9 protein-coding genes are annotated in these 14,399 nt (G+C 46.4%); 7 read left to right on the top strand and 2 right to left on the bottom strand.

What is annotated here, in order from left to right; genetic code table 11:
* Positions 1 to 4 precede the first annotated feature (4 nt).
* Positions 5 to 1,462, top strand: a complete 1,458-nt coding sequence (locus Q0V21_RS10490; RefSeq protein WP_079344361.1) for an alpha-L-fucosidase — start codon at positions 5 to 7, stop codon at positions 1,460 to 1,462.
* Between the two features lie 76 nt (positions 1,463 to 1,538).
* Here the strand turns inward: Q0V21_RS10490 and Q0V21_RS10485 are convergent, their stop codons facing one another.
* Positions 1,539 to 2,474, bottom strand: coding sequence for a carbohydrate deacetylase (locus tag Q0V21_RS10485; protein WP_301878797.1), 936 nt, complete (start codon positions 2,472 to 2,474; stop codon positions 1,539 to 1,541).
* A 260-nt stretch (positions 2,475 to 2,734) separates the two neighbouring features.
* Here Q0V21_RS10485 and Q0V21_RS10480 point away from each other — a divergent pair, with 260 nt between their 5' ends.
* From Q0V21_RS10480 to Q0V21_RS10465, 4 genes are all read left to right on the top strand, one after another.
* A complete protein-coding gene (locus Q0V21_RS10480) occupies positions 2,735 to 3,976 on the top strand; it encodes an RICIN domain-containing protein (RefSeq protein WP_301878796.1) in 1,242 nt (413 codons plus the stop codon).
* Between the two features lie 265 nt (positions 3,977 to 4,241).
* Complete coding sequence (locus Q0V21_RS10475; RefSeq protein WP_079344364.1) at positions 4,242 to 5,054, top strand: AraC family transcriptional regulator; 813 nt, start codon at positions 4,242 to 4,244, stop codon at positions 5,052 to 5,054.
* Between the two features lie 75 nt (positions 5,055 to 5,129).
* Entirely contained in the window at positions 5,130 to 6,359 is a 1,230-nt protein-coding gene (locus tag Q0V21_RS10470; RefSeq protein ID WP_079344365.1) for a multidrug efflux MFS transporter, read from the top strand.
* Entirely contained in the window at positions 6,331 to 6,924 is a 594-nt protein-coding gene (locus tag Q0V21_RS10465; protein WP_301878794.1) for a hydrolase, read from the top strand. Before Q0V21_RS10470 ends, Q0V21_RS10465 begins: the two co-directional genes overlap by 29 nt.
* 116 nt (positions 6,925 to 7,040) lie before the next feature.
* Here the strand turns inward: Q0V21_RS10465 and ytaF are convergent, their stop codons facing one another.
* Positions 7,041 to 7,664, bottom strand: coding sequence for a sporulation membrane protein YtaF (gene ytaF, locus Q0V21_RS10460; protein WP_079344367.1), 624 nt, complete (start codon positions 7,662 to 7,664; stop codon positions 7,041 to 7,043).
* Between the two features lie 164 nt (positions 7,665 to 7,828).
* Between ytaF and Q0V21_RS10455 the strand changes: the two genes are divergently transcribed.
* Both Q0V21_RS10455 and Q0V21_RS10450 read left to right on the top strand, forming a co-directional pair.
* A complete protein-coding gene (locus tag Q0V21_RS10455) occupies positions 7,829 to 8,488 on the top strand; it encodes a DUF1232 domain-containing protein (protein WP_443145831.1) in 660 nt (219 codons plus the stop codon).
* A gap of 693 nt (positions 8,489 to 9,181) precedes the next feature.
* Positions 9,182 to 14,398: a S8 family serine peptidase gene (locus Q0V21_RS10450; protein WP_301878789.1), complete on the top strand. Its 5,217-nt coding sequence runs from the start codon at positions 9,182 to 9,184 to the stop codon at positions 14,396 to 14,398.
* Position 14,399: the final 1 nt, after the last annotated feature.

Raw genomic sequence — 14,399 nt, 5'->3', positions numbered from 1 at the left:
CATAATGGACAAAAATGAATATTTGCAACATATTGAAGCTACCATTGACGAAGGCAAATTTAAAGACAACTGGAATTCACTGAGTGCAATCCAGGTTCCCGAGTGGTATCGTAACGCGAAATTTGGTATTTTTATTCACTGGGGACTATATTCCGTTCCTGCATTTGATAATGAATGGTATTCGCGAAATATGTATATGGAAGGCTCCAAAGCTCATGAACATCACCTTGCTGTTTACGGGCCTCCGAAGGATTTTGGATATAAAGATTTTATTCCGATGTTTCGGGCAGAGAATTTTGATGCAGACGAATGGGCTGCGCTTTTTAAAAAGGCAGGAGCCAGATACGTTATGCCAGTCGCAGAGCACCATGACGGATTCCAAATGTACAAAAGCGCCATATCTCACTATAACACAGTTGAAATGGGACCCAAACGGGATCTTTTGGGGGAGATGAAGGCCGCATATGAGAAGCAGGGGTTGGTTCTTTGCGTGTCATCTCATCGGGCGGAGCACTGGTTCTTCATGTCTCATGGCAAAGCGTTTGACTCGGATATCAAGGAACCGCTCCGGCGTGGTGATTTCTACTGGCCTGCTATGCCCGAGCCGGATCATCATGACTTATATGGCTCACCTCCAACGGATGAATATCTGGAAGATTGGTTGATTCGTTGCTGTGAACTCGTGGATGAATACCAACCAAGCGTTTTTTATTTTGACTGGTGGATCCAGACGGCTGCGTTCAAACCTTACTTGAAAAAGTTCAGCGCCTACTACTATAACAAAGGTGAAGAGTGGGGTATCCCGGTGGCGATTAACTATAAACATGATGCATTTATGCTCGGTTGTGCCGTACCGGATGTGGAACGAGGACAATTCGCTGACCTCAAGCCGTATTTCTGGCAAACGGATACAGCAGTCGCCAAAAATTCATGGTGTTATACAGAAAATAATGATTATAAGTCTGCGGTCGAGATTATCCGGGATCTCGTCGATATTGTAAGCAAAAACGGCAGTCTTCTATTAAACATTGGACCCAAAGCGGATGGCACCGTTCCCGATGAAGATAAGAACATTCTGCTTGCCATAGGTCAATGGCTGGAAGTGAATGGTGAGGCGATCTATGACACGACGTTCTGGCGGACGTATGGGGAAGGGCCGACCGAGGTGAAAGAAGGACAGTTTACTGATGGTGAGACCAAGATTTTTACAAGTGAGGATATTCGCTTTACCGTAAAAGAAAGCTTTCTCTATGCGACGGTTCTGGTCTACCCGGAGAACGGGACTGTTCATATCCGGTCGCTAAAGGAGAATTCCCATCATTTTCATGGACTGATCAGGAATATTCAGGTGCTGGGCTTCGACGAAGAACCAGAATGGAGCAGGACGGAAGAGTCTTTGACGATAACGACAAGGAACGTGCATAGCGGCTCACCCGTCGTATTTAAATTAGAACTGGAATAGGAAATATTTAAGGGAAATAACCAATAGGTATATGTATTGGTTATTTCCCTGTTTTTTTGTGCGATTCTGCAATGGATTATACTCGTTTTCGGGTTGAAGAACTGCGACGGAGCTTTCTTCGTTTTTGGGACAAGCGATGTATCTTAGCCATACGCTTCCGCTTCAATATCCGCTGCCGCAAAGGGCTAGGCCCTTTTTTTTCTAAAGATTTGGGAGGTGATTCAATTTGTATTGGTGGTAGTATGCAGCGTTCATCAGGTATGTCCTTCAGCGCTTTATAGTTTATCGGTACAATGCCCAGCGCCTGTAGCGTTCGGGGGATTGCCTGATCGACAAACACTGCAAGTTCATGCTCCCGGATGTCCAGCCAGCTGGAAATCTCTCGAAGAGCATCGTCTACATATCCCGGATGACATACAATCTCGGTGATACCATCTGGGAGCCTAGATAAATGTAAAAGCAGTCGCTGCAAACCCTCCTGATCTCCGTAAGTATCCAGCAGAATCGTATCTGTCATCCGGGGGACTGGCATAGCAGGGGGTGAATGCTGGATTTGTGATCTCCGAAGGGGGATGTTTTCCCGGACAGCTTTCTCCGCCATGATTTGGAACATTATCGGATCGTTCTGATGCAGCAGCTGATGGGAATCGAGATGTGTAGGATAACGAGATGCTTGAACAAAAACGTTCCATTGAGCATCGAGTTCTTTTGCGATATCAGCGATGTCTCGCTTCAATCCAATTGGGCTTTGATGAAAAGAACCGTCAGGCTTCACCAAAGAAGGCACGATGGCTGGGTCGGACACGGGTCTCCCGTAAGTCAGGTTGAAATGTAAACCGACTCCGAGTTCTGGCAACGAGCGGGCTAAGCTCAATGCATCCTCGAGGCCCGGCATATTCACCATCATCGAAGTACTCGTAATTCCACCAGCCTGATATGCTTGAATAATTCCCTGATTAACGCCGGGCGACAGTCCAAAATCATCCGCATTAATAATCACTTGCCTGCTCATGCCACTTATCTCCTTCCTCACATTGAGAGCGAATCAGTTGCCATGTCCCCAATATATTAAAGCCCATAAGGTATGGACCGTTCATTCGCACAGACCTGTTAGAATACTTCAAAATACTGTCTTGTCCAGTGTATATCCTGTTCTTGGATAGAAATAATTGAGTCGCAGACAGAATACATTTAATGTAAACGTTGTTACGGATTGAGAAAAACGGGGTATCTCTGTTCAGTATCAGTCCGTTAATATGGGGAGGGAAAAGTTTGTTAAAGAAAAGAAAAATCGTAAGTCTGCTGGTGCTGTTCAGTTTCCTGATCGCTTTACTGCCTGGCACGACGACAAATGCAGCGACCAATTGGAATCTGGTGTGGAGTGATGAATTCAATGGAAGCTCTCTGAATACGTCGAATTGGTCTGCAGAGATTGGTACGGGCAGCGGCGGATGGGGAAATAATGAATTGCAGTATTATACGAATCGTACCGAGAACCTGCAAGTTAATGGTGGAAATCTCGTCATTACCGCGCGCAAAGAAAATTACAATGGCAGCAATTATACTTCGGCACGAATCAAAACCCAGGGGTTGAAAGACTTTACTTACGGTAAAGTTGAAGCGCGTATCAAGCTGCCGTCGGGTCAGGGACTTTGGCCTGCTTTTTGGATGCTGGGAAGCAACATTAATTCCGTCGGTTGGCCCAAGAGCGGAGAGATCGACATTATGGAACGGGTCAACAACAATGCTTTTGTAAACGGTACCGTGCATTGGGATGCCAACGGGCATGCCGATTATGGAAAGATATCGGAAAATCTTGATTTTTCCCAATTTCATGTGTACAGCATCGAATGGGACTCCAAATATATTAGATGGTTTGTGGACGGTAAACAATTTAATGAGTTTTACATCGAAAATGGAACAGGAAACACGGAAGAGTTCCAGCGTCCGTTTTTCCTCCTGTTGAATATGGCTGTAGGTGGAAATTGGCCTGGCAGCCCTAATAATGCGACACCGTTCCCATCACAAATGCTTGTGGATTATGTGCGTGTATATCAAGCAGCAGCAAGTACACCGAATATTGTCAGCGGGGGCCTCTATACAATCGGTGCCAAGGCAAGCGGTAAAGTGTTGGATATTGTGGATGTATCCACAGCAAGCGGGGCAAAAGTACAACAATGGACCAACTACAGTGCGAGCAACCAGACGTTCAGAGTCGATAGCACAGGAGATGGTTTCTATAAACTCACGGCTGTTCATAGTGGAAAAGTTCTGGATGTGCCCAACTCAACAGCATCAGCTGGCGTACAACTCCAGCAATGGGATGATAATGGCTCTAACGCCCAAAGGTGGAGCATCCAGGATGCGGGTAACGGTTACTATAAAATTATTTCCAAGGTGAATGGGTTGGCGGTAGATGTTGCGAGCTCCTCAACAGCGGATGGGGCCGCGGTCCAGCAATGGAATGATAACGGAACAGATGCCCAAAAGTGGTTGTTCACCAAATTAAACTAATTCTATGCCCGATACTTTATAGGGAGATGGGTACTAATTATAAAGAGGTCAGGAAACAAGCTGCGCTCCATGATTTTTTTGGAGACAGCTTGTTTTTTTGTTCTTTTAGGTCTATCTTCGTCAGAAACAGGATTAAATCAAACACTTGAGAAAACGTCAAACACAGCTGCCTGCAACTAAATGTGCCACTCTTTGGAAATCCTAAACGGGGAACCCGAAGAGATGATGGGCAGAGGGTCAAAAAGATAGGTGCGTGGAGGGAATCATGAATATTGAGCAACTTTATTTTCATATTTTGTATTGCAATTCAAGGAAAAGGAATGAACCGCGAAAATTTTCAAATAAAGGGGTGCGGACACTTCAGCATCATGAGCTTATTCTTATTACAGGCGGGAAAGCGGAGATTTCCGTTAATAATAAAAAACATACCGTTCAGGAAGGGATACTCATTTACCTTCAGCCTGATGTTCCACACTTCATCGTGATTGATTCTGATGATCCCATAAGTTTTGTGTCCGTACACTTCAGCTATGTGCAAATCGAGCAGAATGACAAGGATGTGAAGATGTTCCCTTTGCCCGCTGTCCAGCAGTTAAAGGACTATTATCAAGTGGACGAGGTATTTAAACAAATGGCGGATACCTGGAACACGAAACTGCCCGGTTATGAGTTTATCGCCAAGACGTTACTACAGCAATTAATTATTGCAATTGCGCAAAATATTAAAAAGCGGCATCGTAATTATGCAACATCCGTGAAAGTGGAAAAGATCATCAATTATATGCATCACCATCTGCATGGTAAAGTCACTTTGACTGAACTATCGGAATTGGTGCAGTTGTCGCCTCCCTATTTATCGAGAACATTCAAAGAAATTACAGGATATTCTATCATTGAATTCTTCAATAAGCTGAAAATGGACAAAGCGAAAGAGCTTCTTTTGGAAGGCGACAGTAAGGTCAAAGAAGTGGCTCAGTTCCTTGGTTACACAGACGAGTTCTATTTCAGCAGGTTATTTAAACAAACGGAAGGTATGAGTCCTTCGGAATTTTACAGCAAAAATGTCCATGGAGTTTAACATAGTGCATGGTGTATAGCCTTTCTGGCCGCTAAGATGAGGATATGATTGTGAAGTGGGAGGAAGGCTGTTGACATGCCGCTGTGGAAAAGAAATCTAATTGTATGCTGGTTTGGGATGTTTGTGACAGGGGTTGGCATGAGTCAGATTGCACCGATTTTGCCGCTTTATATCAAGCAGCTTGGTGTGAATGATTCGGCGGCGATTGCCCAATTTTCCGGAATTGCCTTTGGCATAACATTTGTACTTTCCGCCCTTTTTTCGCCGATTTGGGGAGCCGCTGCCGACCGATGGGGACGAAAACCGATGCTCCTTCGAGCCAGTTTGGGAATGGCTGTAGTCATAGGTTGTATGGGGTTCGCATCCAACGTGTACATGCTCATCGGACTTCGACTGTTACAAGGTGTTATCACCGGATACAGCACCGCCTGTACGACACTGATTGCTACCCAGACCGATTCCAAGCATGCGGGCTATGCGTTGGGCACACTTTCAACGGCCAACATTGCAGGTTCTCTGATTGGACCGACGATTGGAGGTTTCATTGGAGGGCACTGGGGGCTTCAGAATTCCTTTTTTATCACAGGTGGTCTGATGATGATTGCGTTTATTACGACTGCTTTATTCGTGAAGGAGTCGTTCACGCGAGAGAACAAAGCGGTGCTTGGCCTCAGGGAAGTATGGCGAAAGGTTCCTGAGAAAAGTCTGACGATTCACTTGTTTGTTACTTTTTTTGTACTAACTGTGGCCTTATATTCGGTGGAGCCGATCCTCACTGTATATATTACGCAGCTTTCCGGTAACACTTCCCATGTTGCTTTGATTGCCGGAATCGTATTCTCCGCATCAGGGCTGGCCAATCTGATTGCCGCACCAAGACTGGGCAGGCTATCCGATCAAGTAGGCGCACAGAAAGTAATATTGGTTGCTCTTATAGCTGCCGGAATTCTTTTCATAGCCCAGGCTTTTGTAACGAGTTCATGGCAGCTGATGGGTCTGCGTTTTTTATTGGGATTGGCGGCAGCCGGACTAATTCCGTCCGTAAATACGTTAATTAAAAAAATTACACCGGCTTCTCTGACAGGCAGAGTCTTCGGTTTTAACATGTCAGCCGGATATCTGGGTGTATTCGGCGGTGCCGTTTTAGGCGGACAGGTGGCCGCCTGGATGGGAATACGATATGTGTTTCTGATTACCAGTGCTTTGATATGGATCAACGCTGGCTGGGTGTATTTTAAGGTATACCAAAAACTTGAAATGAACGGGAGAGAAGAGCATGGAAAACTTGAAAAAAGCCGAAGCTGAACAGCTCGCAGCAGAAAAAACAGCGTTGGTGGTTATTGATTTGCAGAAGGGGATTGTAAATAGCCGGCAACAGGCTCCACATACAGGTGAGTCAGTAGTGCAGAATGCGGCCAAGTTAGCGCAGGCTTTTACCGAAAAGGGAGCTTTTGTAGTGCTTGTAAAAGTCTCGACCGTCGATGGAAAAGATATGTTGAAGCCCCAGACGGATATGGAACGTGGAGCGGCTCAATTTACCGCTGATTGGGATCAATTCGTGCCTGAAATTGCAGCCCATACCCCTTATCATACGATTACCAAGCGTCAATGGGGGGCTTTCTTCGGTACTGATCTTGACCTCCAGTTGCGTCGTCGGGGCATTGATACAATCGTATTGTGTGGCGTTTCTACCTCCATTGGAGTGGATACTACAGCGAGAGAAGCTTATCAGCATGGTTATCATCAGATTTTTGCAGAAGATGCTATGACAGCTGCTACCAAGGAAGAGCATGACTACGTTTGTAAAACTATTTTCCCCAGAATCGGTCGGATTCGGTCCAGTGAAGAAGTGGTTACGGCACTGAAATAGGATAGACGGGTGAATGGTCCACGATTATGGCAAGGATCTATTAACTAGAGTTTCTAAAATGCTCAAAAAGGAGACATCGGATCCGATGTCTCCTTTTTGGAGTTTTCTATAATGCATCAGAACAAATTGTTGGCTGCAATCAACAGCAAGAGAATTCCGCTGACCAGCGTTCCGAACTGACCCAGTGTGAACGAACCAATACGGACATTTGCCGCTTTGGTTCCCATCCACACGCCAAACCATACAGTAATAAAACTGCCGATAGCTGCTGTCAGGGAAATGTACAAGGGGGACAAGCCCATCAGGCCGGCGCTTAGGCCATTCGTCAGTGCATTGGTCGATAGAGCAACGCCCAGAATCAATGCTTCCAGCACTCCGATATGGTTTGATTTATCCAGGTCTACCCGTTCAGGATTTTGCAAAATGGTCCCGATCCCGAGAGCCTGGGAATCGGTCTCTTCATGCTCTTGCTTCTTGCGGGGAACCGATAACAAGATGATACGAAAACCGATGACAAGCAGGATAAATGTGCCCAGTAGTATGGGGAAGACGCCAGGAAGCACGACAGAAATCCATTTCCCGAACAAAATGCCAGAATAACTGAACAGTAAACAAACAACGGCAATCAAAAAATTAGAAAATAGGCTAATTTTGATTTTTCTGATCCCATACGATAGTCCGACACCCAGGTTGTCAAGACTCGAAGAGACAGCCAAAGCTAAGATAAGCATCCATGCCATAAAATCACCTCATGATCTGTAGTCTGCTCCTAATGTATGTGGTGTTGAGAATCCTGTGCCCGTCCTTGAGAAAAAGGTAACAAAACGCTTCCGTTGAGGAAAGAATAAGGTAAACTTTCAGACATTGTCCCATATACTAGACTATCGATCATATCTCTGGAGGGATGCCGGTGAGAGCAAATGATCAAATAAAGGATGGTCATATCGGAGATTTGATCAAGCCTCTGCTAGCCAGACGTGCGCTCTCGATGCGCAAATTCAGCACACTTTGCGGAATGGACACCGCTACCATTTCCCGGATATTGAATGGGAAGCAGCAACCAAAGCTTACGCATCTGCAGGTCTTTTCCGAACATCTGGATGTTTCTCTGGATATTCTGCTTGAAGCTGCCGGCTATCCAATCCATCACGGAAAAAAAGAGGCCGAGCAGGGTATCCTAGATTCGCTTGAATCGATAAAGTCAGTCCTGCAACATACCCAGTTATTTGACCCTGCAGTGACAACAGAGCGAATTGAGCAGGAAATGATCAAGTACGAACAATATGCGCGTACGGATGAAGGGCATCGAATCATCTGTAAAGAGTTTGAAGTGAAAATCAACCAGACAAACGGTGCAGGACCGTTCATTGAACATTTGAAGGAAATGCATCTTCAATACTGTGATGAGATTACAACTGAGAATGATCGGTCCCTGATCGGCAGTGCATTGTTATACTTTATTTCATCTGCCGATCTGATTCCCGACTATCTCTTTCCGATTGGTTATCTGGATGATGCCATCGTTGTCTATCTGGTGTTGAATCGTCTAAATCAGCGTACATGAGTAGATTCATTAGGGGACGATCCATTCCTGCCCTTAATCGATATCCCGGACATCAAAAAAGAACGGCGCGAGAGGATTTCGCGTCGTTCTTTTTTGATGTCAGAAAGACTAGGTCATAGTTATAAAGAACCGTTCGAATCAACCGAGCAGCCCTGGTATTCGCATTTGCGTAAAATGTGTGAGGGGAGGAGAGACATTAGACTTATAAAAGCATTAAAAAGGCTTATTTTCTATAATTTTCAAGAAAAGTGCTTGTATATCTCATTTTTTGACTCTATAATATACCATAAAAATACAATTGGATTCTAAATTTTATATTATATGTAATTTTAAGAGTGTTGGTACATATTTAAAGAAATCTCCCGAGCCACCCATATCCATAATACTCCCTTGAAAAGTATGCGTTCTTGCTAACGCTGGTGATTACCCTCCTTAATGAATGCGAATCATTTCCGCTCACAAGATGAATTGAGCTGGAATCCAAATCTACCTCTTCCATATATGCTGAAAATGGCTATCTATAATATTTCACATCCGATGTAATTTAATAACCTGTCCTGTAAAGGAGGTGAGGCTTGATGTAAATGAACGCAATACGTCTGTCCATATTGAGGCCGTTTCATCGTTTCGTTTAAAGGAATGGATACAGTAAATCGCTGTATTACAAAAACCGGGTAAAAGGAGTGGAAAAGTTTGATAAAGATGAATCGTTTACGCAAGCCGCTCTCCATGGGCCTGTCACTTCTCCTTGCATTATCTATCATTCATCCGGTTTCAGCTGATAACGCCGCATCGCAGAAGATCGACATGAAATCCAGTTCGGACAAAATCACCACCTCCAAAGTGAACGCCAAGCTGAGCAAGGAATTTGAGAGCAATGATTATGTAACTTATCTGGTGAAAATGAAAGAACAGGTAGATACAGCCTCTGTCTCCAAACAAGCTATGCAAAAGGCAACAATCGAAAAGCAAACGGCTTCGGCAACGAAACTGTCTGTGCGCAGCACGGTTGTCAGTTCTCTGCGAGAAACGGCCTCGCGCTCCCAATACACCCTGGAAAGTTTTCTTGAGAAGGAACTTGACCTTGGCAAGGTCAAAGAATATAAAAGTTATTTCATCGTTAATGCACTCGCAGTAACAAGTACGAAAGAAGTTATGGAACAGATTGCACTTCTTCCCGAGGTGGAAAAATTACTGCCTAACGAGCAGCGTTATATGCAAAAAACTGAGGTTGGTAGCGAAAAGGCAACAGCAGCCCCAGCAACGGAGCCTGCCAAGACACCAGCCAAAGAAGCGGATACGAAGGAAAGCGCAGCAGCTAATGAGAAGAGCCTGCAGACAGAGAACGTTGAATGGAACATCGATTCGATTAACGCGCCTGCAGTCTGGGACAAAGGAATCGACGGTACAGGAATCGTTGTTGCCAACCTGGACAGCGGGGTCGATTACACCCATCCGGCGCTCCGCAGTAAATGGAGAGGACTCGATGCTTCGGGAAATATCGTCGATCCCGAGCTAAGCTGGTATGATCCCCATAGTAATGCCTCTCTTCCTGCGGATGGAGACGGTCATGGTACACATACGATGGGTACCATGGTAGGCTCCGAAGCCAATGGCACCAATAAGATCGGGGTTGCTCCCGGAGCAAAATGGATTTCCGTCCGGATTTTCAATCCGAGTACGACGGATGCCATTATACTGGATGGCGGGCAATGGCTGATTGCTCCAGTGGATGCCGAAGGAAACCTGCACCCTGAGCTTGCCCCGGATGTGGTTAACAATTCCTGGGGTGGTGGTCCAGGATTGGACGAGTGGTTCCGTCCGATGGTTCAGGCCTGGCGTGATGCACAGATCTTTCCGGAATTCTCAGCCGGCAATGTAACATTGACGAATCCCGGAGGCCCAGGTTCGGTTGCGAACCCTGCCAACTATCCAGAGAGCTTCGCGACCGGAGCAACGGATATCAACGGGAATCTGGCTTCTTTTTCCCTACTTGGTCCTTCCCCTTATGAGGAAATTAAGCCGGAAGTTTCGGCTCCAGGTGTTAACATTCGTTCCTCCGTTCCGGGCGGCGTATATGAGGGTGGCTGGAACGGTACGTCCATGGCAGGCCCGCATACCACTGCCTTGGCTGCACTCCTGCTTCAAGCCAATCATTCCCTTACGGTTGATCAGTTGGAGCAAATTATTATGGATACAGCGACACCGAGAACAGACAGCCGGTATCCAACCTCGCCAAATAACGGCTACGGTCACGGTATCATTAATGCGCTGGATGCAGTAGGTTCCGTGCTTGAAGGCATAGGCACGGTATCCGGGAGGGTTGTCACAGCAGGTGATGATTTGGAAGCACCCGTTCTGGAACATACACCTGTAAACTCTGCGTTTACGGGGCTTGATATTCCACTGACTGCGCGTGTTACCGATAATGTCGGTGTAACAACAGTGGAGGCATTCGCCAAAACAACGGGCACGAGCCAGTATGTATATCTGCCGATGAATCGAATAGCTGGAGATGCCAAAGATGGAACCTACACAGCGACGATTCCGGCATTCCTCATCGAGTCACAGGGCTTGGAATACTATATCCGGGTCAATGATTATGGTAATAACGGATTCGAAAGTGAAGTTTACAAGGTTGCGGTATCCAATGGAGTGCAGCCTGGGTATTTGCAGGATTTTGAGGAAGATAATCTGGGCTTCAGCTCGGGCGGAGTTGGCAACGCCTGGACATGGGGAGCACCGACAAGTGGACCGGGAAGCGCCTATTCCGGTGATAAGCTGATTGCAACCAATCTGACTGGGACTTATGCAGCCAACAGCAATGCCTATTTGCTCGCACCACCAATTGATCTTACCCAGAGCCCTGAAGGAGCATTGTTATCCTTCAAGCACTGGTATGATTTGGAGAGCAACATCGATTTTGGCAAGGTGTACATTGCAACAGAGGATAGTGACTATGCATTTGAAGAGGCATTGAGCTTTACAGGTGCCGGTGGAGGCTGGAAAACGCAATATATTGACTTGCGTGACTACGCCGGTCAACAGGTATTTATCAAGTTTAATCTGACCAGCGACAATTCCGTTCAAAAGGCTGGTTGGTATATCGATGACTTTTCAGTACAAGCTCCAGATGATATTGCTCCGGGAGCGCCAAGCGGATTGTCCGCTACAGCTGACATTCTGGGGAACGTAAACCTGTCCTGGACGGGATCGGACGATGAGGATCTGGAATCCTACAACGTGTATCGTTCGACGAATCCCGGCTCAGGTTATGAGGTTATTGGAAATACATCTGCAACGACATTTTCGGATACAGCGACCGTAACCGATTCAACTTATTATTACACGGTAGCTGCGCTTGATTATAGTGGCAATGAAAGTGACAAGTCGAATGAGGTATCCGTGACCGTGGAGGTCCCTGAAGATATCTTCATTGATCACTTTGATGGCAATAGCGACAATGGATGGTCTCATTCGGGCACCAAGGACGAGTGGGAACGTGGAGTACCTGTCGTTGGTCCTGCCAGTGCGGTTTCTCCGCCGAATGTTTGGGCGACCGATCTGGACAGCACCTATGAGAACGGTTCAAACTATTCTCTGGTATCGCCAGTCGTGGATTTGACTCAAGTGGATCAAGCTACACTGACGTTCAATCATTGGTATGAGATTGAAAGTGGATATGATTATGGTTATGTCGAAGCTACAAAGGACGGTGGCAACACATGGTCGGAGCTCGGTAAATTTTCTCATTCTTCGAATGGGAAACAATGGACTCCGGTATTCTACGATCTGGCCGCATTGAAGGGAAATGAAGTTCAATTCCGGTTCAGATTGACGTCGGACAGCAGTGTCGTCAAGCAAGGCTGGTATATCGATGACTTCCGCATTCTGGGTATCGCCGCTGAGACGGTTACGAAAGATACCGCGGTTGTTCTGAGCAGTGATAAGCCTAAACCTGAATATGATAATCCTTGGTATAAAGTTTCAAGTACAGACAAGGCTGAATTCAATAAAACGAAACAGGAGCAGCCGGAAGTGCAGAAACCTGGAACAGGCTCTGTAACCCCGCAAAGCTTACCTGCAAGTGCAACGGTCACCGTTCTGGAAACAGGGCGTTCAGTCAAGACAGACTCGACAACAGGCAAATACAGTTTTACTCACGTGGCGGGTGATTACACGTTGAAGGCTGAGGCTTATGGATATTATCCTCAGACGAAAACGGTAACCATCACGGACGGCAGTGGAGCGACAGCCAACTTCAATCTGGAAACCATTCCCCAAGGAAAGATTGAAGGTACTGTAAGTGATGAACGGACAGGAAAACCTCTAGCTGGCGCATCCGTTCTTGTGTTGGAAGATGCTCAAGTAGGGGCAGTTCGTACAGGCACAGACGGCAAGTTCATTCTGGATGTTCTGGAAGGAACCTACACGCTGTCGATCATCGCGACAGACTATTATAGTAAAACTGTAAGTGTAACGGTACCAGGAAATGGTACAGTCGAAGCGAAAGTTGCCTTAAAACCATTTATCGGATTTCCTGGTGAAATCGCTTATGACGATGGAACTGCTGAAAATGCAAGAGCTTTTGTCGCCGCAGATAACGCATGGGCTGTGCGCATGACGCCAGAATTGGAGACAGCACAGCTCACAGGTGCATCACTTCGATTCTGGAATACAGAGTGGCCAGTACCCGGCGGAACAGCATTTAAATATGCCGTCTATGACGCCTCCGGATCAGGTGGAGCGCCAGGCCGATTGTTGGCGGGGCCATTCGACGGTACAGCATTGCGTAATGATCAGTGGACGACCGTGGAATTTCCTGAGCCTGTAGTGGTACAAGGCGATTTCTATATCGTGTATGTACAGACTGCAGTCGGAACGAGCGCGCCGGGACTTGCAACCGATGAAAATGGTGTGAATGCAGGGCGGAGCTGGCAGCGTGTAGGCGGAGTATGGAGTACTGCACCAGCAGAAGAGGGAAACTATATGATTCGTGCAGTGGTTAAGTATCCGGTGAATGCACCTGTACTCACTACACCAGCTAACACGTATACCAATAAGTCAGCCTTCACCGTTGCGGGAACTTCTCCTGCGAATGGCGCAGAGCTTAAAATTTATAACGGAAAAAAATTGGTGGGTTCAACAACGGTTCAGAACGGTAAATTCACTTATAATGCACAGCTTCAATCAGGCGTTAATGCCTTTACTGCCGAGGCGGTTGTTAATGGAAAAACGACAGACCGTTCTCTTCCAGTTGTGATCATCTTAGATCAGACCACACCGGTATTAACGGTTCTCACACCTGAGGAAGGAAGTCGAACCAACACAGAAGTGGTTCATGTGACCGGCAACGTGCAGGATCAATTCCTTGACAAGGTGACGATTAACGGACAAAAGGTGAAATTGGAGCAGGACAGAAGCTTTAATCACCGCGTACTAGTGAATGAGGGTAAGAACACCATTACAATAATAGCGACAGATATTGCAGGTAATAAAACAACCGTGACCCGAACGGTTAATGTGGATACGTCTTTGCCTGAACTGACCAATATCTCTCCGGCTGAGGATGTACGGATTGTGGCAGGAGAAACCGTAACGGTTTCGTTCGACAGTAAGCCCAAACTTCAGGCTTCTTTCCGAATTGAACTGCCATCCAATCTGACTCCACAGGCTGGGGGAGAGATTCCATTGGTGGAAACGGAACCTGGTCATTATACGGGTACGTATACCACACCTGCATCACTTGTGCTTGAGGGTGGGGTTATTGTGATCCGCGCCCAGGATACGGCTGGTAACAAAGTAGAAGTGGAAGCGCCAGGACGGTTGTTTGTATCTGCTGCCGAAGCGCCTGTTACAAATGTACCTTCCGATGATGACAATCTGTTGCCAGGAACTCAGATCGAGTAGA

The sequence above is a fragment of the Paenibacillus sp. 11B genome (assembly GCF_030487755.1).
Lineage (GTDB): Bacteria > Bacillota > Bacilli > Paenibacillales > Paenibacillaceae > Paenibacillus > Paenibacillus vandeheii.
The sequence above is the reverse complement of the archived record's forward strand: the minus strand, read 5'-3'. Positions and strand labels throughout refer to the sequence as shown.

Coding starts and splice junctions, on each gene's coding strand:
- ytaF (WP_079344367.1), bottom strand. CDS start 7,664: ATGGCATGGATGCTTATCTTAGCTTTGGCTGTCTCTTCGAGTCTTGAC.
- Q0V21_RS10490 (WP_079344361.1), top strand. CDS start 5: ATGGACAAAAATGAATATTTGCAACATATTGAAGCTACCATTGACGAA.
- Q0V21_RS10485 (WP_301878797.1), bottom strand. CDS start 2,474: ATGAGCAGGCAAGTGATTATTAATGCGGATGATTTTGGACTGTCGCCC.
- Q0V21_RS10475 (WP_079344364.1), top strand. CDS start 4,242: ATGAATATTGAGCAACTTTATTTTCATATTTTGTATTGCAATTCAAGG.
- Q0V21_RS10455 (WP_443145831.1), top strand. CDS start 7,829: ATGCCGGTGAGAGCAAATGATCAAATAAAGGATGGTCATATCGGAGAT.
- Q0V21_RS10470 (WP_079344365.1), top strand. CDS start 5,130: ATGCCGCTGTGGAAAAGAAATCTAATTGTATGCTGGTTTGGGATGTTT.
- Q0V21_RS10465 (WP_301878794.1), top strand. CDS start 6,331: ATGGAAAACTTGAAAAAAGCCGAAGCTGAACAGCTCGCAGCAGAAAAA.